The sequence below is a fragment of the Streptomyces sp. DH12 genome, assembly GCF_020873895.1.
In the GTDB taxonomy this organism is placed as follows: domain Bacteria; phylum Actinomycetota; class Actinomycetes; order Streptomycetales; family Streptomycetaceae; genus Streptomyces.
On record NZ_JAHWGT010001091.1, the window covers coordinates 1 to 450 of the forward strand.

Sequence of the window (450 nt, forward strand, 5' to 3'; positions counted from 1 at the left end):
GTGCGGATGTTCATGCCCAGCCGGTCGGCGATGACGGCGTCGGTGTGCCCCTCGACCAGCAGCCGTGCGATGGCCCGCTGCCGGGCCGTGACACCGCCCAGGGAGGGCGGCTGGACGGTCTGGGGGTGCATGGGCGTCGCGAGGCGCCAGAAGCGGTCGAACATGTTCACCAGGTAGTCGACGACCGCAGGGTGCCGGATCTCCAGCGCGATGTCGGAGTGCCCCTCGTCGTCACCGGGGATGAAGGCGACCGTCCGGTCCACGATGATCATGCGGCCGGTGACCTCGTCCATGGTGCGGGCCTGGGCGTCGCCCCTCAACCGCTCGTACCGGGCGACGACCAGGGGGATGTGCCGCTGCGTGTGCGGGTAGATCACCCGGATCCTGCCGCCGCGGTCGAGGAACTGCTGGTCGCGGACCATGGCCGCGGCCTGGGCCGTCCTCGCGTAC

General features: G+C 71.1%; 1 pseudogene. It reads right to left on the reverse strand.

Going from position 1 to position 450, the window contains the following annotated elements:
* A pseudogene (locus LPA54_RS38670) lies at positions 1–450 on the reverse strand (helix-turn-helix transcriptional regulator); the annotation flags it as partial.